The following is a 22,280-nucleotide window of genomic DNA, read 5'->3' on the forward strand; positions in this document are numbered from 1 at the left end:
TCATTCGATTCGAGGGACATAGCCCGCATGGACCGTATTCTCGTCCTCCTCCGCCATGGCGAAAGCGAGTGGAACGCCAAGAACCTGTTCACGGGCTGGAAGAACCCCGATCTGACCCCCAAGGGCGTCGAGGAGGCGCGGCGCGCCGGACGCGAGCTGAAGCGCATCGACCTTCGCTTCAACATCGGCTTCACCTCGCTGCTGCTGCGCGCGCAGCACACGCTCGATCTCGCCTTTCATGAGCTCGGGCAGAGGGACGTGCCGGTCATCCGCAGCCGCTCGCTCAATGAGCGGCATTACGGCGACCTCTCCGGCCTCAACAAGGACGAGGCGCGCCAGCAATGGGGCGAGGAGCAGGTGCGGCTGTGGCGGCGCTCCTATGACGTCGCGCCGCCCGGCGGCGAGAGCCTCAAGGACACGGTGGCGCGCGTGCTGCCCTTCTATTGCCAGGAGATTCTGCCGCGCGCCATGCGCGGGGAGCGCGTGCTGGTCGCCGCCCATGGCAATTCGCTGCGGGCGCTGGCCATGGTGCTCGATCGGCTGACGCCCGAAACGGTGTCCTCGCTCGAGATCTCCACCGGCGTGCCGATCGTCTATCGGCTCAATTCCGATTCGACCGTCGCGACCAAGGAAGTGCTCGACCGCTGACGATGGGGCCGCTCCCCGCAGGACGGAGCGACAATGTTGGAGATCGAACCAGGCGTTCGCCTCTATCGCGGCTATTTCGACGCGGCCGCGCAGCTCGCCCTGTTGCGCGAGCTGGAGCGGACGATCGTCCGCGCGCCCCTGTTCACCCCGACCATGCCGCGCAGCGGGCAGCCTTTCTCTGTGCGTATGACCAATTGCGGCCCGCTCGGCTGGGTCAGCGACCAGACGCGCGGCTATCGTTACGAGGAGCGCCATCCGGAAACGGGCGAGCCCTGGCCGCCCCTCCCGCAAATGCTGCTCGAGGCGTGGGAGGCGCTCGCGGATTATCCGCATCCGCCGCAGGCCTGCCTCGTCAATTTCTATGCGCCGGAGGCGCGCATGGGGCTGCATCAGGATCGCGACGAGGCCGATTTCACCGCGCCGATTCTCTCCGTTTCCCTCGGCGCGGATTGCCGATTCCGTCTCGGCGGGGCCAAACGTTCCGATTCGTCGCAGGTCTTCGCGCTATCGTCCGGCGATGTGCTGACGCTCGGCGGGCCGGCGCGATTGCGCTTCCATGGCGTCGATCGGCTGTTACCGGAGCTCGCGCCGCAGCTCGCTTCGCCGCTTTTTGCTGCGGGCGGACGCATCAATCTGACGCTGCGCCGCGTTACCTGAGCGGGGTTTCGACGAAGCAGGGACGGGCTTTTGCTAAAAACCTCTGCTTCTCGCGAAGATTCTGAACGGCTGCTCGACGAGATTTCAGGCCCCGTTCAGCAAGGGGAGCATATTGTCACCAATAGCGCTCCGATATAGTTTCCCGGCCGCGGGATGAACGATCGGCGCAGGCGTCACGCCAGGGCCGGCAAATTAAGACAGTCGGTTCCCAGGGGACGACGCTTCGAGGAAAGGAACGAGGATGAAATCTGTGACCAGACTGGCGCTCGCTGCGGGCGTCGTTTTCGCCGCCATGGCCGGCCAGGCGATCGCCGCCGGCGATCCCGCGGCGGGCGAGAAGGTCTTCAACAAGTGCAAGGCCTGCCATCAGGTCGGCGAGACCGCCAAGAACGCGGTCGCTCCGGAGCTGAACGGCATCAACGGCCGCAAGGCCGCCGCGGTCGAGGGCTACACCTATTCCGACGCTCTCAAGGGCGCCGGCATCACCTGGGACGAGGCCGTCTTCAAGGAATTCGTCAAGAATCCGAAGGCCAAGGTCGCCGGCACCAAAATGGTGTTCCCCGGCCTCGCCAAGGAGCAAGAGCAGGACGACGTCTGGGCCTATCTCAGCCAGTTCGGCGCGGACGGCAAGAAGAAGTAATCCGAGCATTCCGTTCGGTTGGCGAAAGCGGCCCCTTCGGGCCGCTTTTTCTTTTGCCGGATCGGAGCTAAATGCCCTCGTGACGGGGCGAAGAGAGAGCCGAGTGACGCGCAAGCCAGACGAAGTCCCAGCCGAGCTGATGCAGGAGCTCGCGACGCTGCCGGTGTTCTACGCGCTCGAAGGGCGGCGCGTCGTCGTCGCCGGCGGCTCGGATGGCGCGGCCTGGAAGGCCGACCTCGCCGCCGCGGCGGGCGCGAAGGTCGATGTCTTTACCGCGGCCCCGTCGCAACGTCTGAAGGAGCTCGCCGGAGCAAGGCCGCGCCTCACGCTCGTCGAGCGCGGCTGGCGCAAGGACGATCTCGCCGGCGCGGCGATGGCGCTCGCCGTCATCGAGGACGACGTGGAGGCGCAGGCGTTTCGCGACGCCGCCAAGGCGCATGGCGTTCCCGTCAATCTCACCGACCGGCCGGCGCTCAGCGATTTTCTCATGGGCGCCATCGTCAACCGCTCGCCGCTCGTCATAGGCGTCTCCACCAGCGGCGCCGCGCCGGCTTTCGCCCAGGCGGTGCGCGCGCGCGTCGAGACGCTCATACCGTCGAGCTTCTCCGCCTGGACCAAAGCGGCGCGCGCCTTTCGTCCGCGCGTTATGGCCTCGGGTCTCGATTTTTTCGCACGCCGCGACTTTTGGCGGCGTTTTACACGCGAGGCTTTCGCGCGTGTCGAACATGCGCCGCAGGACGAAGATCTCGACGCGCTGCTCGAGGAGACGCGCCGCGCCGATGAAGCCTCCGCGCGCGGCCGCGTGACGCTGGTCGGGGCAGGGCCGGGCGATCCGGAGCTGCTGACGCTCAAAGGACTGCGCGCGCTCGTCGGCGCCGATGTCGTTCTCTTCGACGATCTGGTGCCGGCCGCGGTGCTCGATCTCGCGCGACGCGAGGCGACGCGCATCAATGTCGGCAAGCGCGGCTATGCGCCTTCGGTGAAGCAGGAGGAGATCACAGCCCTCTTGGTGAAGCTCGCCAAGGAGGGCAAGAATGTCGTGCGCCTCAAGGGCGGCGATCCGATGATCTTCGGCCGCGCCAATGAGGAGATACGCGCCATTCGCGCCGCGGGCCTCGAGGCGGAGATCGTGCCGGGGGTGACGGCGGCGCTCGCCGCTGCGGCGGCGCTCGAAATCTCGCTCACCAATCGCGACACGGCGCGCCGCGTGCAATTCGTCACCGCGCATACGAGCGACGGCAAATTCCCCGAGGACATCGATTGGCGCGCGCTCGCCGACCGCCGCGCGACGACGGCGGTCTATATGGGCAATCGCACGCTGCCGGCGCTGTCGAAGCGTCTGCTGGCCGAAGGCATGGACCCTTCGACGCCGGCCTTTCTCGTCGAGCGCGCGAGCACGCCGCAGCAGCGCATCATCGCCGGCACGATTCGTGATCTGCCGGAGCGCGTGGCGCAGGAGACGCTCGAAGGGCCTTGCCTCGTGCTGATCGGCGCGACGCTCGGCGGCTGACCCTTCAATATTTGAACGACAATGTCGCCGAGATCGACCGCGGCTCGCCGCGAAAGAGCGCGCCGCTGGATGTGAAATTCGGCCGATCGGTGAGATTGCTGGCGCTCACATCGAGCTTCCAATGTTCGTCGAAGCGATAGCCGAGCGAGGCGCCGAGCATTTGCTGCGGGGCGAGGGTGAAGCCATAGGCGTTGGGCAAGGTCGCCTCCGCCGCGCTCGCATAATAATAGCTCGCGCCGAGCTCCAATCCGCGCAGCACGTCCCATTCCGGCTTGTAGTCGAGGCTGACGCTGAACACGCGGCGCGGCGCGCCCAGGAGATCGCTGCCCGCCTGCGTCGGGACATTGGAGTCCTTGGCGACTACGGCGTGCAGAAAAGTGGCGGCGCCGCTCGCCTGCAGGCCGGGAAGAATTTCGCCGGAAAGATTGAATTCGACGCCATGGCTGTGCTGGCGGCCGGTGACGAGGGCGTAAAATCCGCCGGGATCGGCGGGATCGGTGATGGCGACATGGTCGCGCGTCACATCGAACAGGCCGATTTCGAAACGCGCCTTATATTCCGGAAAGCGCTGCTCGAAGCCGATCTCATATTGGGTGTCCTGCTGCGGGGGCGGCGCGTCGCCCCCTCTCACCCGCACCGAAATATTTGGAATGAGCGAGCGCCCGAAGGCGGCGAAGAAATGCGTCTGCTCGTCGGGGCGAAACAACAGGCCGGCGCGTGGGCTGAAATAGCCTCTCGTTCCCTTGCCGAGCGTGGAGGAGGATGTTCCAGAGAGAGCGCCGAAGGGATCGAAGACCGTCTCGCGCTGCGCCAGCAGATCATAGCGGCCGCCGAGGAGAATGCGCCATTGCGGCGAGAGGTCGATGAGATCCTGCGTGTAGACCGAGTGGCTCCAGGCGCGCGCCGCGCCATTGGCCCATTGCGCGCCGGAATAGTCGACGCCGAGCGGATAGATCGGCGCGCCTATGTCGATCTTCGGCAGCGGATCGCGCGCGAATAATTCGTCATGGCCGTAGAAATAGTCCCAATGCTCGAGGCCGAGAAAGACGGTGTGCGCGACATCGCCCGTCATGAAACGGCCGTTCAATCGCAATTGCGCATCGAAATTTCGCTGCGCGAAATGCGATTGCGCAGGGCGGCCGAGCGTGACCGAATGCAGGCCGTCATAGCCCCAGCCGAGGAACCAGCCATAGGTGCTGCCGCTCAGCGAATAGTCGACGACCGTGGCGAGCGACCAGTCGGCGTCGAAGGCGTGCTCATAGGTGAAGGTGAAATCCGCAGATTGCGGCCGCTCATGCTCATTGACCGGAGCGCCCGCATAGAACTCGCGCGGCGTATGCAGAAATATCGGCGAGGCGGGAACGCCGTCGCGATAGACGAAACGCCCCGTGCGATATTCGGCGCGCAGCGTCGCCCTGTCGCCATTGTCGAGGACGAGCGTCGCCGCCGGCGCGAGCAGAACGGCGCGGGAGCGCACATAGTCCACGAAGCTGCCGACGCTCTGCGCGAAGCCCGTCATGCGGAACAGCAGCGTCTGCGCGTCGTTCAGCGGCGTGTTGACGTCGAATGTCGTGCGATAGACGTCGAATGCGCCGATCGTCGCCGTTCCGCGCGCGAAGCGCTCCGCGAGTGGAGCCTTGCGTATGTAGTTGGCCGAGCCGCCATAGCCGCCGAGCGCCTTGCCGAACAGCATGGCGCTCGGGCCTTTGTAGAACTCCACATGGTCGACGGTCGAGAGATTGACGTCTTGCGCGGTGAAGCCATGCGCGGCGCCGTCGAACAGAGTGAGGCCGCCGGGAAAGCCGCGCATCACGAAGCTCGGCGAATAGCCGGAGTCGGAGACCGACGCATTGACGAAGACGCCGGACACGTCCTTGCCGAGCGTCTTCGCCTGCGGCGCGGAGCCGTCGTCTCGCTTTTTCTCGCTCGATTGCGCGCGTTCGATCGTCGGTCGCTCGTCGCTCTCCTCGGCGAATGCGGGGCCCGCGAAGGCCACCAGCGAGACGACGGCGGCGTCGCGGAGGCGCCGGCCGAGCGGAGGCGCGGAAAAAATGCGCGACGACTCTTCGAGAGGCGTCTGCGCAAAATGGATTTTCCTCGAACCTTTTCCCGCGACGCGCGATGACAACAGAACTGCGCTGAGCGCGTCCGGACGAAAGCTCACGCGAACCTCACAAGAAATCCCCCGCCGAACTGGGGCCGGCTTTAGCGTATTGTATTATGCGGTTCGACGCCGTTGCAATCGAGCGAGGAGAATATTCGCAGCGAATTTCTTGTCTGTCATGAACCTTTCATGAGACATTTCTCCGTGGCTCATGCGTCGATCTTGGCGGTGAGGCTCTTCTTTGCCGAATGCGCCTCGCGCGCGGCGCGCTTCTTCCACCAGATATAGACGCCGGAGCCGGAGGGCATGGCGATGGCGAGGCCGCGCGCGCGGACGAAGATGGAGTAGGGCGGGCCGAACAGGCTCGCCTTATGCAGAGCGGAATCATGAGCGCGGGCCTGCATCGGCCGGACGTCGCCGCCGCTTTTCGCTCGTCGTTTCCTCGCGCGGGAGACCGAGTTGTCGCGCCGTCAGCGCAGCGCGTCCGACAGCGCCTCGAGGAAAGCCTCGCCATAATGCGTGAGCTTGTGATCGCCCACGCCATGCACGGAGCGCATTTCGTCGAGCGTCGCCGGGCGGCGAGACGCCATGTCGATGAGCGTGCGATCGGAGAAGATCACATAAGCGGCCACGCCCTGCGCGCGCGCGAGCTCCAGCCGCTTGCGCTTCAGCGCCGCCAGCACGCGCTCCTCCTGCTCGTCGAGCCCTTGCGCGCGGGCCGGCTCGCCGCGTTTGGTCCGCGCCGATTTCGCGGCGAGGCTGTCGCCCCGCAGCGCGATCTGCGCGCGGCCGAAGAGAATATCCTCGCCCTTCGGCGTCAGCCGAAAGCCGCCATGCTCGGCCGAAGCGAGCGCGAGCGCGCGCGCCGCGAACAGCTGGCGGATGATCGCGCCCCATTCCTGCTTGGAGTGATCCTTGCCGACGCCGAAAGTCTTGAGACTGTCGTGATGATTGCGGCGCACCGCCTCGCTGGCCTCGCCGGTGAGAATATCGGCGAGATAATTGGCGCCGAAGCGCTGGCCGGTCCGCATGGCGGCCGACAGCGCCTTTTGCGCGTCCACGGTGCCGTCGTAGATTTTGACCTGTCCGAGACAAATGTCGCAGCGTCCGCAGGGCGGGCTCTCTTCGTCGAAATAGGCGAGCAGCGTCTGGCGCCGGCAGGAGGGCGTCTCACACAGCATGGCGAGTGCGGAGAAGCGATCGTGCTCGATGCGCTTGCGCTCCTCGGGCACTTCTTTCTGATCGATCTGCCGGCGGCGGAAGGCCATATCGTCGAGGCCGTAGAGGGTCAGCGTGTCGGCCGGCAGTCCGTCGCGGCCGGCGCGGCCGATCTCCTGATAATAGGATTCGACGCTCGACGGCATGTCGGCATGGGCGACGAAGCGCACATCCGGCTTGTTGACGCCCATGCCGAAGGCGATCGTCGCGACCGCGATGATCCCATCCTCCTGCAGGAAGCGATCCTGATTGCGGTTGCGCTTCGCCTGCTCGAGCCCGGCGTGATAGCAAATCGTCTCATGGCCCTGCTCGGCGAAGAAGGCGGCGAGCTTTTCCGTCGCATCGCGCGAGGAGCAATAGACGATGCCGCTCTCGCCGCGATGTTTTTCCAGGAAGCGCAGCAGTTGCCGGCGCGGGCTGTCCTTGGCCGCGAAATTGAGCGCGAGATTTGGCCGGTCGAAACTATGCAGGAAGACATGCGGGCCGGTCGCGAACAGGCGCTGGGCGATGTCGGCGCGCGTCGCTCTGTCGGCTGTGGCGGTGAGTCCGACGACCTGCGCGCCGAGCGCCTTCGCCGTCGCGCCGAGCTCGCGATATTCCGGGCGGAAATCATGGCCCCATTCGGAGACGCAATGGGCTTCGTCGATCGCGAGTCGCGTCGCGCCGGCGCGGGAGAGCTCGGCGATGAGGCCGGGCATGACGAGCCGCTCCGGCGAGACGAACAGAAGCCGCAATTCGCCCGAGCGCATGGCGCGGCGCGCTTCGTCATTCTCGGCGGCGTCGTTCATGGAGTTGAGCGTCGCGGCGGGCACGCCGAGGGCGCGCATCTGCCGCACCTGATCGCGCATCAGGGCGATGAGCGGCGAGACGACCACGGTGAGCTTGCCGTCGACGAGGGCGGGCAGCTGATAGCACATGGATTTGCCGCTGCCCGTGGGCATGATGGCGAGGACGGGCTCGCCGGCCAGCACGGCGGCGATGATCTCGGCCTGGCCGGGCCGGAAATCCTCATAGCCGAACACGGATTTGAGCAGCGCGCGCGCCTGCGGCGGAAGGGACGACATGGGGAGGGGGTAGCACGGCGGCGGCCGAGGCGCGAGGGCGATGCTCGCTCGTCCGATCTTCGGCGGGAGAGAAGACGAGCCGCCACATTGTTCGCCTAAACAGGGGCGATTATCCTCGCCGTCGCGGTTTCGCGATGTTTTTCGTTTCGTCTCGAGGATTTTGTTTCATGCTGATCAAATTCGACAATCACCTGCCGCTCGCCGCCCTCGACGTGATCGGCGCCGGCCAGACCGGGGGCTGGGGGAAGATCGCCGTCTCCATCGAAGCGCGCAGCGTCAAATATACCGACGCCGTCGCCGCGCCGGCCGCCCCCAACGCCTGGTGCTATATTCGTCAGGGCTCGCCGCAGGAGCGGGCCGTCAGCCTCGAGAATTATCTCGGGCCCGTCGTCAATGTCACGCGCGGCCGCCCGCTCGAGATCGTCTGGATCAACCGAATCGGCTCCATGCCGGCGGAAAAGCCCGGCGACGCGCGTTCGCTCGCCATGCCGCCGATCGACCCGCCGCCCATGGACCTCGCGGAAGACATAGACCAGTATAAATCGATGAATTATCCGGTCGGCGTCGTCACTCATCTGCACGGCGCCAAGGCGCGGCCCGATTCGGACGGCTGGCCGCTGAGTCCGGCGAGCTTCGAGGGCAATCCTTACGGAATGCCGGCCTATCGCTCCTATTGCTTTCCCAATGACCAGCGCGCGGCGATGCTGTGGTTCCACGACCATGGCATGGACAATACGGCGGTGCAGGTGCATGCCGGGCTCGCGGGCCTTTATTTCGTGCGCGACAATTCCGACGCCGAGCTCTTCCATCTCATCGGCGACGAGACGCAGGAATTGCCGCTCGTCATCCAAGACCGCTGCCTGAACGCCGACGGCGCCGGGGTGAGCTACAGCAAAGGCGTGCCGATCGAGACGGACGCTGCGACGGGCAAGCGCGTCTTCATTCGTCCGGAGTTTCTGGGCGACACGATTTTCGTCAATGGCCGCCCCTGGCCGCATGCTCATGTCAATCCGAAGATCTATCGCCTGCGCATTCTCAACGGCTCCAACGCCCGCAGCTATGCGCTGACGCTCGCCGATCCGGACGGCAAGATCGGCGGCAAAATCTGGTATGGCGATCTTCTCACCGCGATCGGCAATGACGGCGGCCTCTTCAGCCGCGGCGAGGCGCTCGAGGAGAATGACTATCTGCTGCTCGCGCCGGGCGAGCGACTCGATGTGCTGGTCGATCTCACCGCGATCGACCATGACGTCCTCGGCTCTCTGCATCTCGTCAATCTGTCGATCGCCGGTTATGATTCCGCGCAGCCGGAGCAGGAGCCGATTTTCCAGAACGATGCGGATTCCGTCTTCGCGCCGGGAAGCGTCGAGGCGCTGAAGGCGATCTCCTTCACGATACAGAGCGACGGTCCGCACGCCGATCTGCCGCTCGCCAATGTGATGGAGTTCCGCATCGTCGCGGCCTCGCACAGCCATGGCGCGGCGGCTCCCGGCGCGCCGGCGACGGCGCATGGGGCGGCGCATGCGGCCGCGCATCCTCCGCTCGACCGCGCGACGCTCGACAAGATCCTGCTGCGCTACGCCGATGACGAGAGTTTCCGTTGGGACGCCAGCAAGCCGGCGCTCACGCGCGCCAATGCGGACGCGCCAATCGCGCGCAATCGTTTCGTGCTGCTGATGAACGACACCGCCGGCAAGGCCGATGTCGAGCCGGTCAACGCGATCACCGGCGGCCCTTGGCGCGACACGCAAATGTGGGAGCTGCGGCCCTCGACAGCGCCCGCCGGCGATGCGAGCGCCTTTGTCCTTCCCTTCGACGCCAAGCTCGCGACGCCATGGGAGGAGGGCCAGCCTGCGGCGGGCGTCGCCTATCAGGTCTCGCGCGCGTATTTCTTCGAGCCGGCGGACCCCAATCCGCCCTATGCCGCTCGCCACGCCGATCCGCTATGGCCTCTCGCGACCGACAATGTCGATCCCGCCGGCTATCCGCCCATCTATCGCTACGCCCATCTCTATCGGCACAATCCGGCGGCGGGCCGCGCCATCATCCGCCCGCGCGAGGGCAGCTATGAGCGCTGGTATGTGGCCAATATCGGCAATGACCAGGCCAATCTCGCCGGCGGGACGCCCGATATGCATCCCTTCCATATGCATCTCGTGAATTTCGTCGTGCTGCGGCGGTTCCGCCTGCGCAAGGACGCATCCGAAAAATCGGTTTTCGGGCGCATAGAGCGGCGGCTCGATTTCGACGGCGTCGTGCGCCACGATACGGTCCGCATCCAATCCAATGAGCTCGTCGAGCTCTTGGTGCATTTCCCGCGCGGCTATACCGGCGTCTATCCCTATCATTGCCATCTCGTGGAGCATGAGGACATGGGAATGATGCTGCACTTCGACGTGCAGCCGCAGGGCGCGCCGTGACAAAGCCTCGCGCGACGCCGTTCGGGCGTCGCGCGAGGATGTTGCGGTCAGCTGAAAGCGCGTCGGCTCTCGCGTTCGGCGAAAGGCGCGAAGCCGCGCAGCAGATTTCGCAGTTTCGCGAGAAAGTCGCTCTCTCGATCTCTGATGAAGAAATGGCCGCCGTCGAACATTTCCAGCGTGGCGGCGGCGGAGGTCTCGATCGACCAGGCCGCGAGCCGCTCCTCCTCGATCTCGTCGTCGAGGCCGCCGAAAACATGCAGGCCGACATCGAGCGGCGCGCGGTCGAATGGTCGAAAGCTCGCGCAAATTCGGACATCGGCACCGAGTAGATCGAGCGTCATCCGCAGCAGCTCCGGATGCTCGAACACATCCACGGGCGTGCCGTTCATTTTTTTCAGCTCTTCGAGCAGGGCGTCGTCGGTTTGCAGTCGCGCGAGCCTTTCTTCGTTGCGTCGGGTCGGCGCCGCGCAGCAGGCGAGAAGGAGCGCTCTCGCGCTCCGCTCGCGGCGGTCGCGCAAACGATGCGCGCAGCCATAGGCGAGCAGCGCCCCCATGCTGTGTCCGAAGAAGGCGTAATTCGCAGGAAGCGCGCCCGAGAGCTCGTCGCTCAGACGATCGACCAGCGTCTCGTAATCATCGATCAGCCGCTCCGTGATTCGCGAGCCGCGTCCGGGAAGCTCGACCGGCTCGACGTTTATCCAATCGGGCAGACGCTTGCGCCAGCGGATATAGGTCGTGGCGCTGGCTCCGGCGCAGGGGAAGCAGAAAAGCGTCAAAGGTTTGGAGTCGCAGAACATGGGCGATCTGGTCCTGTCGTCTCGCCTCTGACGGAGGGGCGCGCCGGGCTCGCGCCCCCGGGATGATTCGGGCGCGCGCCACGACGGCGCCGCGCCGAGAGAACGAAAGCCATGCCGAAGAAGACGTTTCGGCGGGGCCGAACGCGTCAAAAAAGCGCGGGCCTCGGCCGGAGACCGGCGCCGCGCGGAAAAGGCGTTGCGGAGCGATGCGCCTTCGGCCACCATCGCGCCATGCCGCTCGGACCCTATCCGCCCGAACTTCTGACCACCGCGCAAATGGCCCGCGCCGATCGCCTCACCATAGAGAGCGGCGTCGCCGGCATGGCGCTGATGGAGAAGGCCGCCGCCGCCATCGCCGCCGCGGCCACCGCCTTTCTGGTGAAAACGGCCGGGCGGCGGGTGCTGGTGCTCTGCGGTCCGGGCAATAATGGCGGCGACGGCTATGTCGCCGCGCGCATATTGCGCAGCCAGCGCTTCAAAGTGCGCGTCGCCGCCCTCGCGCCGCCCGACACTCTGCGCGGCGACGCGCGTGAGGCGGCGGCGAGCTGGGACGGCCGCGTCGAGGATGCGGTCACCTGCGATTTTCAGGGCGTCGACCTCGTCATAGACGCGCTGTTCGGCACCGGCCTCGCGCGCGATCTAGACGGCCCCGCGGCCGATCTGATTCGGCGCCTCAACGCCTGGCGCGAGGAGACGAAGCAGAAGATCATCGCCATCGACATTCCCTCCGGCGTCGATGGCACGAGCGGCGCCATTCGCGGCGTCGCGGTGCAGGCCGATTCGACGGTCACCTTCTTCCGCCTCAAATGCGGTCATCTGCTGCTGCCGGGTCGGCTGCGCTGCGGAACCATCTCCTGCGCCCATATCGGCATCAGGTCGAATGTGCTGGAGAAAATCCAGCCGCAGACTTTCGTCAACGAGCCGGCCGCCTGGCGCGACGCTCTGCGCCTGCCGAGCGTCGAGGGCCATAAATATGCGCGCGGCCATGCGGTGGTCGTCTCCGGCGGCGCCGCGCATACGGGGGCGGCGCGGCTCTCCGCGCTGGCGGCGCTGCGCGGCGGCGCCGGGCTCGTCACTCTGGCGACGCCGCAGGAGGCCTTCGCGGTCAATGCGCCGGCGCTGACCTCGGTGATGCTGCGAGTCGCCGACGGACCCGCCGGTCTATCCGCCCTTCTCGAGGACAAGCGCAAGAATGTCGTCGCTCTGGGGCCTGGCCTCGGCGTCGGCGAGGCGAGCTGCGCTCTGGTCGAGACCGCGCTCGCCCCATCCGCCGAGCGCCGCGCCGTGGTGCTCGACGCCGATGCGTTGACGAGCTTCGCGCTCGCGCCGGACCGCCTGCGCGAAGCGATTCGCACGGCGCCCGGACCCGTGACGCTGACGCCGCATGGCGGCGAATTCGCGCGGCTCTTTCACGGCCAGCGCTGGGAGAAGACGATCAGCGGCGCGCCCATCTCCAAACTCGAGCGCACGCGTGACGCCGCGCGCGACATAGGCGCGGTCGTCGTGCTCAAAGGGCCGGACACGGTCGTCGCCGCGCCGGACGGGCGGGCCTCCATCACGCCGGCGGCCTCGCCCTGGCTCGCCACGGCCGGCTCCGGCGACGTTCTCACGGGAATTGTCGCCGGACTGCTGGCGCAAGGTATGGAGCCCTTCGCAGCCGCCTCCTGCGCGGTCTGGATGCACGCCGCGGCAGCGGATGACTTCGGCCCGGGCCTCATCGCCGACGACATCATCGACCGTTTGCCGGCGGCGTGGCGTCGGCTCGTTGCGATCTGATTCTTGCCCGCTTCATCCGCTCCTGACGCATCGACTCTTGGAAGGCGCCGTAAGGGATTGCGCCGAATTGACGCCGCCGCGGCGCGCCTCGATCATGATCCGAACGATTTCATTTCGGATATTTCGATGCTTTCATTGCCGACATGGCGAGGACGCCGGATGCGCAGGACATTCGGCGGACATGAATATCGGACGGGCCAAGCTGACGTAGACATACCGCGTTCGACCCTCCCATTTCTCCTCGCGCCGACAATCGTCGCGCGCCTCTTTTCATCTGACGGTTGCGGCAATGCGGCTCGGCTCTTTGTGAAAGCCGCGGAGCCGTATGACCGAGGTCGTCGACGATGGCGGCATTTCGGCGAAGCGATTTGCGGAGTCGCGCGATGAGCCACGCCATTGCCGAGCGGAGCGCTTCGGCAGACGCCTCGGTGCCGGCGACGCGGCATTGGCCCGAGATCGACGGGCTGCGAACGATCGCGGTCGTCTCCGTTCTCCTGTTTCATCTCGACCATCGTCTTCTCGAAGGCGGCTTCGTGGGCGTCGACGTGTTCTTCGTCATATCGGGATTTCTGATCACGACGCTTCTCGTCGGCGAGATGGACGAAGGGCGATTCCGCATTCTAGACTTCTATCGGCGTCGCGTCGCACGAATCGCGCCAGCCGCGCTTTTCGTCGTCGCAGGCAGCATTCTCGTCGGCGCCTTCGTCTATTCGGCGCAGGATTTCGCCTCGCTCGGCGCAAATAGCCTCGCCGCGGTGCTCGTCGTCGTCAATCTGAAGCTTCTCATGCAGGGCGACTACTTTGTGACGTCGTCCGACGCACAGCCGCTCCTGCATTTCTGGTCGCTAGCGGTAGAGGAGCAGTTTTACGCGCTTCTTCCGCTGCTGTTGGCCATCGCGGGGAAAGGCCAGCGACGCGCGCGCACACTTTTCGCTTGCTGCGCGGCGAGCTTCGTCCTGTGCGTCGCGGCCACCGCCATTGCGCCTTCTGCGGCGTTCTATCTTCTGCCGACGCGGGCATGGGAGCTGCTCGCCGGCTCGTTGCTCGCGATCGGCGCCTTCGGCGGCTTGCGCGAGCGGCGCGCCTCCGCCTGCCTCACATTCGGCATGGTCCTGCTCGCGTTTTCGCTCGTGCTCGTCGGGCGCGAGCAGTTTCCAGGCTGGATCGCGGCGGCGCCGGTCATTGCGTCAGTGGCGATCATCGCGGGACTCGTCGGCGGCGGCTCAGGCGCGGCGCGGAGCATTCTCGCGCATCCGGCCATGGTTTTCGTCGGTCGGCGCTCCTATTCGCTCTATCTTTGGCATTGGCCGATCTTCTCCTTCGTCGACTATCGCTTTTATCTCGAAGACCCGAGCTTCGGACGGGCGCTCAAGATCGTCCTGACAGTTGTTGCGACTCTTCTCACTTATCGCCTGCTGGAGCATCCGCTGCGCTTGCGCCTCAATGCGCTTCCGCCACGCGCCGCACTCGGCGGATATCTGATCTGCGCCGCAATCCTCGGCGCGCTCGGTTACGCGATCCGCGACAGTCACTACCTCGGCGCCGATGCGCGCTCGGTCGCGAGAGGCGGCGTCATGATCCATCCAGAGGGCGCGGCGCATGTCGTGGTGATCGGCGACAGCCAAGGGGCGATGTATGGCTACGAGCTCTCCTCGCTCGCTCGAGAACTCGATTTTCGCCTCAATCTCCTCAGCGTCCCGGACGGCAACGAGCTTCCCGGTGAGCGCAATACGCTCTGGCCGCAGGTCTGCGAGTTTTTGAGCCGCAATGAGCCGGATGTGATCCTGCTCGCGCAGGCGTGGTCCTCCAAGCTCGGGGAAAGCCACAAAGACGCGCTTCGTCTCGCCTTCGTCCACCTTTCCTCGCATGCGCGCGTCATCGTGCTCGCGCAGCCTCCGAAACCGATGCGCGATGCGACGCGCGCGGCGATTCTCGCTGGCGCGCGTCCTCCGTTCTTTCCGGAGCCCGAACATGAGCGCGAGCGCAGTCGCGCGACGGCGATCTTGAAGGAGCTGGAGAGCGAAAGCGTCAGCGTTCTCGAAGTGGCGGATCTGTTCCTCGATGCGAACGGAGCGATCCGGTTCATCGGCGTGGATGGACGTTCGAACTATCATGACCCAGATCATCTTTCCGACACGGGCGCTGCTCGCGTTCGCCAACGCCTTCAGCACATGCTTCGGTCGGCGCTCGCGTCGCGTCTTCGTGTCTTCGAGCAGGAGCGCGTCCACTCGCATTGACGAGTTCGTCTTAGCGACATGTTCATGCGCTTTGATAATGATGCGCGCCAAACGCAAAGGGAGAGTTCGCATGTCCGATCTCGTTGTCATCGTCTATCCGACCGAGGCCAAGGCCGAGGAAATAAGACAAAAGCTATTCGATCTGCAGAAGGAATATGTGATCGAGATCAGCGACGCGGTCATAGCGGTGAAGGAGCCGAGCGGCCACGTGAAGCTGAACCAGCTCCTCAACACCACTGCGGCCGGCGCCGTGAGCGGCACCTTCTGGGGAGCGCTGATCGGGCTCATCTTCCTCAATCCGCTGCTCGGCGCGGCGATCGGCGCAGGCGCGGGCGCGCTCAGTGGCGCTCTTACCGACTATGGCATCAATGACGCGTTCATGAAGCAGCTCTCGGAGACGCTTCAGCCCGGCAACGCCGCTCTCTTCGTGCTGATCCGCAAGCTGACGGCCGACAAGCTGCTCGATGCGGTGAAGGGCACTGGCGGCGTCGTGCTCAAGACCTCGCTGGATCACAGCAAGGAGCAGGCGCTGCGCGATGCGCTCGCGGCGCATGTCGCCACGCCGGCGGTGACCGCGCCGTCGACTCCGTGAGACGACGAAGCGCCCTCTCCCGCGATAGCGGGGGAGGAGGCGCTACGGCGTAAATCCCTCGAAGACGATCTGATCGGCGAAGGCGAGCGCCGCCTTCGCCTGTTCCGCGTCGCGCACCGTCCATGTGGTGACCGGAACGCCGCGCTCCTCGCGGCAGCGGCGCGGAATCTCATGCGGCAGATCGGCGACGTTCCAGGAGAGAAAATCCGGCCGCGTGCGCTCGACATGCGAGAATTGCGTCAGCTCCTCCCGTTGCGCGGCGGTAAGGAAGCTCCAATCCGCCCCTTCATAGGAGGCCTGCGCGACGATCCCGAGCGGCACGCCCACGATTCCGAAAGCGTCGAAATGCGTGCGCAATTCGGCGATCGGCGCTGGATCGAAGCTCTCGATCGCCGCGAGGCCGTGATAATGCGCGACGATCTCCGCGACATTGCGGGCGAGGGCGAGATCGCCGTCGAAACGGCTCTTGATCTCGATGAACAACGGAACATGTCCGCCGATCGTCGCGAGAAAGTCGCGCAATGTCGGCAGGCCCTCGCGCGTTCCGCGCAGCGTGAGGCGCGCGATCTCGAAATGGCTCAGCGCGTCGAGACGCCCGGCTCCATCGGTCAGGCGCTCTAAAGTCTCGTCATGGAAGACGACGACTTCGCCATCGGCGCTCGCCTGCACGTCGCATTCGATCGCATAGCCCGCGCAGGCGGCCGCACGCGCCGCCGACAGCGAATTTTCGACTATGCCCTTGGAGAAATCGTGCAGGCCTCTATGCGCGATTTTATGTTCTGTGAGCCAGTGATAGGAAGCGCCGCCGCCGCGCGTCATCGCCTACTCCAATATTTCGAAGGTTCCATCCACTTCCACGGCCGCGTCGAGCGGAAGCTGAGCGACGCCGACGGCGAAGCGCGCATGGCGGCCATTCTCGCCGAGCACTGTGGCGACGAGATCGGAGGCGCCGTTCAACACTTGCGGGAGCTGGCCGAAATCGCCGGCGCTGTTGATGAAGCCGCCGAGCCGCAGCGCGCGCAGCTTGGCGAGATCGCCGCCCGCCGCCGCGGCCGCCTGAGCCAGAAGATTGAGCGCGGCGACGCGCGCGGCGGCCTGGCCGGCTTCGAGTGCGACGCCCGCGCCGAGCTTGCCCTTATGCGCGGGATCGATCGCGCCGCCGGGCCCGACGGGCAATTGTCCAGAGACGAAGACGAAATTGCCGGAGCGCGTCCAGGGGACGTAATTGGCGACGGGCGCCGCCGGGGTGGGGAGGGTCAGCCCTAAGGCCTCGAGCCGGGCCAGCGGGGTCTGCGCCGTGTCGGTCATCGTTCGTTCCTTTCCGAATCTTTAATGAATCTTGCACCTTTGTCTCCGACCGTAATTTGGCCAAGGTCGGGAGGCAATGCGTCCCGTGAGACTTCGCCTCGACATCTTGTTCGTCCGAGATAGAGTGGTCGAGCGAGCGCAGCGCGCAGCTACGACAGCCGGAGCGAAGAGAGGCCCCCTCCGGCCCCGGTCGAACGTCGACGCGAAGCGCCGGGAGACGCCGGATCGTAACCAACTCGAGCTCGACAGAGGGAGAAAGACCCCACATGGCTCTACAACGAATGATCGGCGCGACTCTCGCCTGCGCCTCCTTCCTCGCGCTCGCGTCGCACGCGGCGCAGGCCGACGCGACCGCGACCGTGGCGGCCGTCGCCGCTCAGCCGTCGCTCGCGCCGCATCGCGCCGTCTATGATCTGACGCTGGCGCAGGCCTCCGGCAGCAAGGCCCCGACCGCAGCGCGCGGCCGCATCGCCTTCGATTTCACCGGCTCCTCCTGCGAGGGCTGGGTGCAGAATTTCCGCCAGATCACCGAGCTTCAGCCCTCGGAGGGCCCGCCGCGCCTCTCCGACATGCGCTCCGCGACCTTCGAGGCCGGCGACGGCAAGGATTTCCGCTTCCGCATCGAGACCAAGCTCGACAATGTCCAGGCCGAGGACATAGACGGCAAGGCCAAGAAGAAGACTGGAGCCGCGCTCTCGGTCGATCTCGCCCGGCCCAAGCAGTCGACGGTCTCGCTGGACGGCGGCGCGCTGTTCCCGACCGAGCATTTGCGCCACATTCTCGGCGCGGCGCTCGGCGACGAGCGCATTCTCGAGGCCAAGGTTTTCGACGGCTCCGGCGACGGCGAGAAAGTCTTCGACACATTGAGCGTGATCGGCAAGCCCACCAATGGCACCGTGACCGAAAAGGCCGCGCAGATCAAGGAGCTCGCTGGCCTCAAGCGCTGGCCGGTGTCGATCTCCTATTTCGAGCCCGGCAAGCGCGACGAGCAGCCGGTCTATGTGCTGTCCTTCGATCTCTATGAGAACGGCATCTCGCGGGCACTGAAGCTCGACTATGGCGATTTCGCGCTCATCGGCGAGATGACCGAGCTCTCGCTGCTGCCGAGCGCCGCCAACTGCAAGATGTGACGAGGTTTTCTTTCTTCGCCTCTCCCCCACGACGTCATGGCCGGGCTCGTCCCGGCCATCCACGCCAACCCGCCGCGGTGTCTCGGATGGTCGGCGAGATGCCGAAGTTCCGGCGACCCTATCGGGCCCTGCCAGGAACCTGCCCGACGCAAGCCGAAATCCGTCGATTTCCTTAAATTTCATAGCTGCTTGGCGTGGATGGCCGGGACAAGCCCGGCCATGACGGCCGCTGGGTTCGCTATGTGTGAATCCGATAGCCCGCCAGCGGCGCCGGCGGGGAGAAGGAAGCGGCGAGGCGGCGCGAAGCGGCTGACTGGTCAGGCGGCGCGTCCGGCCTCGGTCGCCTTGGGAACCTCGATCAGCTTCCCGCTCTTCACATCATAGATGAAGCCGTAGATCGGAATGTTTTTCGGCGCCAGCGGATGCTCGCGGATGCGTTTCACGTCCTGATAGACGCTCTCCTCCTGCGACTCGATGGTGAGCCATTTCACGAAATGGCCCGCCGTGCAGCCGCCGCCATGCTGCGGATTGGACCAGGCCGTCCCGTCGAAGGCGGCGGTCGCCAGGCTGTCGTCCAATAGGTCCGCCATCACCTCGTCGCAGAACAGCTCCATGCCGCAATCGGAATGGTGGATCACGAACCATTCGAGCGTGCCGAGCAGCTTGTGCGAGATGATCAGCGAGCGAATGGCGTCGTCGGAGGCGCGCCCGCCCGCATTGCGGATCACATGCGCGTCGCCTTCCGAGAGGCCGGCGTATTTGGCGGGGTCGAGCCGCGCGTCCATGCAGGTCAGTATCGCGAAACGCCGCGCCGGCGGCAGAGCGAGCTGCGCCTTGTCTCCGAAATCCGCGACATATTTGTCGTTTGCCGACAACACTTCCGCGAGAATCGTCATTTGTTTCTCCCATTGGCTTTTCGCCGTACGGAATTTCTAGGGCGCGGGCTTTCCGGGTTGGAAATGCAGAATTTTCATGAGGCCATGAAAAGCCTGCATGAGGAGAATCACGCTTCCCGATAGGCGAGCAGCATCAGCCCCGCCAAAGTGAAGGCGATCGGCCAGACGATTCCGGCGATGCGCGCGCCGCGGCCGGGAAGGCGAATCTCCAGCCAGCGGGCCGAGGAGGCGAGCAGGCCGACCAGCGCCAGAGGCGTATGGGTGATCTCGATCAGAAACTCTTCCCTTATATTGGCGAGGCCGTGCGAATGGGCGAGCAGCAGCGCGCCGCCGACGCCGGTGATGAAGGGGAAGGCGAGCGGCGCCCATTGCGTCTTCACGCGCTGCGTCCGCACGCGCCATTCGAAAATGCCGAAGCCGATGATGAGCGCGAGGAAGATGCGGTGCTGCGCGATCTCCGGATCGCGTAGGCTTTCGATGAGTCCGAGCTGGCCGAGCGGCCAGACCGCCTCGTCCGCGCGCAGGAACAGGAAGCCCGCGAGGCCCAGCATCAGCATCGGCCAATGGCGCGCGAAGGGGGCGAGGCGGGGCCAATGCTCGAGCAGCGCCAGCAGGCCCATCGCCGCGACGAACAGACCGGCGATATGGTGATTATATTCCGACCAGGCGATGTCCTGCGCGTTGCGCTGCGCGATTATGGAAGCGGTGACGGCGTCCGACGGCGGCGCGTCATCGGCGCGCGCGGTCTGGATCGGCGGCAGCGAAGTGGAGAGCGCGGCGTGGTCTGGGCTCTCGAGGCGCGGCGGCCAGTGCGGCGTCAGCCGCTCGACGATCTCGGCGACGCTCACCCGATCACGCGCGAGATCGACCGCCGGCGGCAGCGAGGACAGCGAGGCGGCGGCGAAGACGACCGTCCATCCGACGCCGATCTCGACTTCCGCGAAGCGGCGCAGCCGCGCAAAGCCGTGCGAATCGGCCGGTTTGCGGCGAACAGCGAAGAAATTGAGCGCGCCGAGCGACAACAGGCCAGCGAAGAGGATCGTCTTCGCGCCCACCATCACGCCATAGGAGACGCCGTAGAAATTCTCGATGGCGCCGATATAGACGAGCGACATCGCCACGCCGCCGGCGGCGATCATCGCCACCGCCGCCATGCAGAGATGCGAAAAGCGCAGGCCGATCGCGCGTTGCGTCTCGCCGTCCGGCGCACGGGCGAGCGCCATGAGAAAATAGGGGATGCCGCCGATCCAGAGAGCGACGCCGGTGAGATGGGCCAGCTCCGCGGCGACGAGGCCGGGCGGATTGTCGAGACGACTCACCGCATGGGTCGCGCCGAGCCGCGCGCAGACGAGCGCCGCCGCGAAGACGGCGAGGGGCAGGGGGCGGAGGTCGGGGCCGCGAATGGCGAGAGCGAGCGCCAGGGCCGGCGCCGCAGCGAGCGCATCCGCCTTCACCGCATCGGCGGTCAGCGCATCGGCGAAGGAGAGCTCCAGCGCGCCGACGAGCATGGTCGCGAGCGCCGCGGCGTCGAGTGTGACGAGCAGGGCGATGGCGATGGCGCTCCAGAAGACCATGGTCCGCGTGCGCGTGGCGATCGTCTGCGCCGCCGCGCCGAGCCGCGGCGCGAGCGGCCGGGCGACGAGCAGCAGAAATACGACGCCGCCGACCGCGAGCGACAGCGCGCTCGAAATGGAGCCGCGCAGAATGACGCTCAGAAAGCCGTAGATTTCGATGAACTGTTGCATGGCTCAGCGGCCGACGCGAAAGGAGATATCGCCGCGCGTGATGTGGCCGTCGACGCTCAGCACCTGCCAGTGCAGCCGATAGGCGCCGTGTCGCAGAGCGGTGAGAACGGCGCGCAATTGGTCCGCGGCCTCGCTCTCGAGCAGAGGCAGAACGGTCCCATGCATGTCCGGCGAGATCAGCAGCAGCCGCGAGCGGCGCGCGTCGATGCGGCAGTTGAACCGCAGCCCCACCTCGAGATCGGGACCAGAGACGATCTGCGCCTCTCGCGGCGTCGATTCCGAGAGGACCGCATGCGCCTTCGCGGGCTGCGCCCCCTCTATCCAAATTGCCGTCGCCGCCCCGCCGATCGCCAAGACGATATCACGCCCCCTCATGCCCGCCTTGCACTCCCTCGCTGTCGCCGGCGGCGTGACAATAGCGCGGCGAACGGCCCTGCGCGCGGCTTTTTTGCGGGCGCCGCGCCTCGTTGACCGGCGCGCGCGCCGCGACTAGCCTGCCGGCCGCAGCATGGGGACAGATGCAAATGACCGCGCCAGACAGATTTTCTCCCGCCCGCTCGTTCCAGGGCCTCATTCTGACGCTGCAAAATTTCTGGGCGGCGCAAGGGTGCGTCATTTTGCAGCCCTACGATATGGAGATGGGCGCCGGCACGTTTCACCCCGCCACCACGCTGCGGGCGCTGGGCCCGCGGCCCTGGAAGGCCGCCTATGTGCAGCCGAGCCGGCGTCCCAAGGACGGCCGTTATGGCGAAAACCCCAATCGCCTCCAGCACTTCTATCAGTATCAGGTGATACTGAAGCCCTCGCCGCCGGATTTGCAGTCGCTCTATCTCGCCTCGCTCGAGGCGATCGGCGTCGACGCCAAGCTCCATGACATCCGCTTCGTCGAGGACGATTGGGAGAGCCCGACTCTCGGCGCCTGGGGGCTCGGCTGGGAGTGCTGGTGCGACGGCATGGAGATCTCGCAATTCACCTATTTTCAGCAGGTGGCCGGCTTCGATTGCGCGCCTGTCGCGGGCGAGCTGACCTATGGCCTCGAGCGCCTCGCCTGCTATCTGCAGGGCGTCGATTCGATCATGGAGCTGAATTTCAACGGTGGCGAGGAGGACAAGGTCACCTATGGAGACGTCTTCCGGCAGGCCGAGCAGGAATATTCACGGCATAATTTCGAGGCCGCCGATACGGAAAAGCTGTTCTCCGATTTCCGCGCCGCCGAGGCCGAATGCCGCGCTCTGCTCGCCTTCGGCGACAAGGGCGAGGGCGAGCGGCATCTGATGGCGCTGCCGGCCTATGATCAATGCATCAAGGCCAGCCACGCCTTCAATCTGCTGGATGCGCGCGGCGTGATCTCGGTCACCGAGCGGCAGAGCTATATTCTGCGCGTGCGTGAATTGGCGCGGGCTTGCGGCGCCGCCTGGCTGCGCACCGAGGGCGGCTCGGCCGCAGCATAGTCGGCGGCTCGATCCGTGTTTGACAAACGTTCTTTTTATGTTCTAAGTTTGTTCTTGTCTTTCTTCGAGTCCATTCCGTGAGGGTCG

At 65.9% G+C, this 22,280-nt stretch carries 19 protein-coding genes; 10 read left to right on the plus strand and 9 right to left on the minus strand.

Annotation, left to right across the window (positions count from 1 at the left end; genetic code table 11):
* The first annotated feature begins 27 nt into the window (after positions 1-27).
* The 4 genes from IY145_RS16795 to cysG all read left to right on the plus strand — a co-directional run bounded on the left by IY145_RS16795 (position 28) and on the right by cysG (position 3,455).
* The gene (locus IY145_RS16795) at positions 28-648 is read left to right on the plus strand and encodes a 2,3-bisphosphoglycerate-dependent phosphoglycerate mutase (RefSeq protein ID WP_196409264.1); all 621 of its coding nucleotides are present in this window, start codon (positions 28-30) and stop codon (positions 646-648) included.
* A 33-nt stretch (positions 649-681) separates the two neighbouring features.
* The gene (locus IY145_RS16800) at positions 682-1,305 is read left to right on the plus strand and encodes an alpha-ketoglutarate-dependent dioxygenase AlkB family protein (RefSeq protein ID WP_196409265.1); all 624 of its coding nucleotides are present in this window, start codon (positions 682-684) and stop codon (positions 1,303-1,305) included.
* A gap of 241 nt (positions 1,306-1,546) precedes the next feature.
* Positions 1,547-1,945 (plus strand): cytochrome c-554, encoded by a 399-nt coding sequence (locus IY145_RS16805; protein ID WP_196409266.1) that lies wholly within the window; start codon positions 1,547-1,549, stop codon positions 1,943-1,945.
* A 103-nt stretch (positions 1,946-2,048) separates the two neighbouring features.
* Positions 2,049-3,455 (plus strand): siroheme synthase CysG, encoded by a 1,407-nt coding sequence (gene cysG, locus IY145_RS16810; RefSeq protein ID WP_196409267.1) that lies wholly within the window; start codon positions 2,049-2,051, stop codon positions 3,453-3,455.
* A gap of 4 nt (positions 3,456-3,459) precedes the next feature.
* On the opposite strand, the gene IY145_RS16815 is transcribed toward cysG, so the two are convergent.
* The 3 genes from IY145_RS16815 to recQ all read right to left on the minus strand — a co-directional run bounded on the left by IY145_RS16815 (position 3,460) and on the right by recQ (position 7,841).
* Positions 3,460-5,619, minus strand: a complete 2,160-nt coding sequence (locus IY145_RS16815) for a TonB-dependent receptor (RefSeq protein WP_312030603.1) — start codon at positions 5,617-5,619, stop codon at positions 3,460-3,462.
* Positions 5,620-5,768: 149 nt separating this feature from the next.
* The gene (locus tag IY145_RS16820; RefSeq protein ID WP_196409268.1) at positions 5,769-5,963 is read right to left on the minus strand and encodes a hypothetical protein; all 195 of its coding nucleotides are present in this window, start codon (positions 5,961-5,963) and stop codon (positions 5,769-5,771) included.
* A 66-nt stretch (positions 5,964-6,029) separates the two neighbouring features.
* A complete protein-coding gene (recQ, locus tag IY145_RS16825) occupies positions 6,030-7,841 on the minus strand; it encodes a DNA helicase RecQ (protein ID WP_196409269.1) in 1,812 nt (603 codons plus the stop codon).
* 167 nt (positions 7,842-8,008) lie between these two features.
* On the opposite strand from recQ, the gene IY145_RS16830 reads away from it, so the two are divergent.
* Positions 8,009-10,261: a multicopper oxidase family protein gene (locus IY145_RS16830; RefSeq protein WP_196409270.1), complete on the plus strand. Its 2,253-nt coding sequence runs from the start codon at positions 8,009-8,011 to the stop codon at positions 10,259-10,261.
* A gap of 47 nt (positions 10,262-10,308) precedes the next feature.
* Here the strand turns inward: IY145_RS16830 and IY145_RS16835 are convergent, their stop codons facing one another.
* On the minus strand, positions 10,309-11,058 hold the full coding sequence (locus IY145_RS16835; protein WP_196409271.1) for a thioesterase II family protein: 750 nt from the start codon (positions 11,056-11,058) through the stop codon (positions 10,309-10,311).
* Between the two features lie 231 nt (positions 11,059-11,289).
* Here IY145_RS16835 and IY145_RS16840 point away from each other — a divergent pair, with 231 nt between their 5' ends.
* The 3 genes from IY145_RS16840 to IY145_RS16850 all read left to right on the plus strand — a co-directional run bounded on the left by IY145_RS16840 (position 11,290) and on the right by IY145_RS16850 (position 15,663).
* Positions 11,290-12,834: an NAD(P)H-hydrate dehydratase gene (locus tag IY145_RS16840; RefSeq protein WP_196409272.1), complete on the plus strand. Its 1,545-nt coding sequence runs from the start codon at positions 11,290-11,292 to the stop codon at positions 12,832-12,834.
* A 383-nt stretch (positions 12,835-13,217) separates the two neighbouring features.
* The gene (locus tag IY145_RS16845) at positions 13,218-15,071 is read left to right on the plus strand and encodes an acyltransferase family protein (protein ID WP_196409273.1); all 1,854 of its coding nucleotides are present in this window, start codon (positions 13,218-13,220) and stop codon (positions 15,069-15,071) included.
* Between the two features lie 70 nt (positions 15,072-15,141).
* A complete protein-coding gene (locus tag IY145_RS16850) occupies positions 15,142-15,663 on the plus strand; it encodes a DUF1269 domain-containing protein (RefSeq protein WP_196409274.1) in 522 nt (173 codons plus the stop codon).
* 42 nt (positions 15,664-15,705) lie between these two features.
* Here IY145_RS16850 and IY145_RS16855 read toward each other — a convergent pair whose 3' ends face one another.
* Positions 15,706-16,482 (minus strand): glycerophosphodiester phosphodiesterase family protein, encoded by a 777-nt coding sequence (locus IY145_RS16855; protein ID WP_196409275.1) that lies wholly within the window; start codon positions 16,480-16,482, stop codon positions 15,706-15,708.
* A gap of 3 nt (positions 16,483-16,485) precedes the next feature.
* Positions 16,486-16,971 carry a RidA family protein gene (locus IY145_RS16860; RefSeq protein ID WP_196409276.1) on the minus strand — a complete coding sequence of 162 codons (486 nt, stop codon included), beginning with the start codon at positions 16,969-16,971 and terminating at the stop codon, positions 16,486-16,488.
* A gap of 266 nt (positions 16,972-17,237) precedes the next feature.
* On the opposite strand from IY145_RS16860, the gene IY145_RS16865 reads away from it, so the two are divergent.
* A complete protein-coding gene (locus tag IY145_RS16865) occupies positions 17,238-18,101 on the plus strand; it encodes a cell envelope integrity EipB family protein (RefSeq protein WP_196409277.1) in 864 nt (287 codons plus the stop codon).
* A 317-nt stretch (positions 18,102-18,418) separates the two neighbouring features.
* On the opposite strand, the gene IY145_RS16870 is transcribed toward IY145_RS16865, so the two are convergent.
* The 3 genes from IY145_RS16870 to IY145_RS16880 all read right to left on the minus strand — a co-directional run bounded on the left by IY145_RS16870 (position 18,419) and on the right by IY145_RS16880 (position 21,117).
* Positions 18,419-18,997, minus strand: coding sequence for a carbonic anhydrase (locus IY145_RS16870; RefSeq protein WP_196409278.1), 579 nt, complete (start codon positions 18,995-18,997; stop codon positions 18,419-18,421).
* Between the two features lie 107 nt (positions 18,998-19,104).
* Positions 19,105-20,742, minus strand: coding sequence for a copper resistance D family protein (locus tag IY145_RS16875; protein WP_196409279.1), 1,638 nt, complete (start codon positions 20,740-20,742; stop codon positions 19,105-19,107).
* A gap of 3 nt (positions 20,743-20,745) precedes the next feature.
* The gene (locus tag IY145_RS16880; protein WP_196409280.1) at positions 20,746-21,117 is read right to left on the minus strand and encodes a copper resistance protein CopC; all 372 of its coding nucleotides are present in this window, start codon (positions 21,115-21,117) and stop codon (positions 20,746-20,748) included.
* 149 nt (positions 21,118-21,266) lie between these two features.
* Between IY145_RS16880 and IY145_RS16885 the strand changes: the two genes are divergently transcribed.
* Positions 21,267-22,193 (plus strand): glycine--tRNA ligase subunit alpha, encoded by a 927-nt coding sequence (locus IY145_RS16885; protein WP_196409281.1) that lies wholly within the window; start codon positions 21,267-21,269, stop codon positions 22,191-22,193.
* Positions 22,194-22,280 lie beyond the last annotated feature (87 nt).

This window comes from Methylosinus sp. H3A, assembly GCF_015709455.1.
GTDB lineage: Bacteria > Pseudomonadota > Alphaproteobacteria > Rhizobiales > Beijerinckiaceae > Methylosinus.